The organism is Psychrobacter sp. T6-1 (assembly GCF_052258445.1).
Genome location: NZ_JBQQFC010000591.1, coordinates 1 through 925 on the forward strand (window position 1 = coordinate 1; position 925 = coordinate 925).

Sequence of the window (925 nt, forward strand, 5' to 3'; positions counted from 1 at the left end):
ACGATAACGTTAGGCTTTTGTTTGTTTAAAGATTAGTTTTTTGAAGCAGCTAGAGATTAAGACTTATCACGAATAAGCTTATAGTTTAAGAATTCAGTGATACCTAATGTGCCAAGCTCACGACCAAATCCTGAGCGTTTAACACCGCCAAATGGTGTGTTGGCCTCAGATCCAGACGGAGCGTTAATAGTGACCATACCGACTTCTAACTTGTCAGCGATATCAGCGGCGAGATCGGCATCTTGCGTTTGAATAGAAGCGCCTAAACCAAAGGGTACGTCGTTAGCAATCTCGATAGCATGAGCGATATCGCGCGCTTTATAAACGACAGCAACCGGGCCAAATAGCTCTTCGCTATAGACGTTCATAGAGCTGTCGACATCAGCGAGGACGGCAGGCGCAAACCAAGCACCTGCTTTGTCATTACTCATGCCGCCTTCAACCAGTACCGTAGCCCCGCCTTCGATTGCACTATCAAGCTGCTTTTGTAGATTTTCAGCAGCGCTCTGTGAGGACATAGGACCGATAAAGGTATCTTCTTGCATAGGATCAGCGGCTGAAATACCGCGAACCGCATCAGTAAAGCCTTGTACAAATGGCTCATAGACGTCTTCTACTACGATTAGACGTTTAGCCGCGTTACAGGCTTGTCCTGTATTACCGAAGCGACCAACAATAGCGTTTTGCACCGCTTGAGCGATATCAGCATCTGCGGTCACGATAAAGGCATCAGAACCACCAAGCTCTAGCACGACCTTTTTAAGTGCGCCGCCAGCTATTTTGGCTACTGCTGCACCTGCGCGCTCAGAGCCTGTCAATGACACGCCTTGTACACGCTTGTCTTCAATAATAGTTGCCGCTTGATCGTTAGTGGCATACACATTATTATAAACGCCTTCTGGAAGACCGGCATCTTTTAGGATAT

General features: G+C 47.1%; 1 protein-coding gene. It reads right to left on the minus strand.

Annotated elements, in window-relative coordinates; translation table 11 throughout:
• Nucleotides 1-56: 56 nt before the first annotated feature.
• Nucleotides 57-925 (minus strand): aldehyde dehydrogenase family protein (locus tag ACTXGO_RS14795; protein ID WP_443575057.1); only part of this gene is annotated, 869 nt, incomplete at its 5' end.